Here is a 310-nt window from a genome sequence, read left to right on the forward strand (position 1 = left end):
TGAAGGGGATATATTCGCTAAGGGTGGGTCATTTTCTTTCCGGCGAACCTGGGTCAATTATATCCCGGCGGTGACAAGTGTCAACTGCAAATGAAAATTCCCCATTATCTGCACTCGAATTTTCCCCATTATAGGCAATAGGTTTGTCTGAATGATGCCCCCTCTAAGGGGGGCGGGTGGCAACCAAAATTCCGTTTATTCTGTTTTATCTTCGGTTGACTCGGGTCGAAAGAAACCTGCTTTTTTCTTCTCCTTTATGCGATAACTTTCCCCTTTAATGTTGATCGTGTGGGAGTGATGCAATAATCGA

At 44.5% G+C, this 310-nt stretch carries 1 protein-coding gene; it reads right to left on the bottom strand.

Going from position 1 to position 310, the window contains the following annotated elements:
* Positions 1–195 precede the first annotated feature (195 nt).
* Positions 196–310 (bottom strand): ATP-binding protein (locus FOI68_RS23835; RefSeq protein ID WP_221935143.1); only part of this gene is annotated, 115 nt, incomplete at its 5' end.

Source organism: Brevibacillus sp. LEMMJ03 (assembly GCF_007197875.1).
GTDB lineage: Bacteria > Bacillota > Bacilli > Brevibacillales > Brevibacillaceae > Brevibacillus > Brevibacillus thermoruber.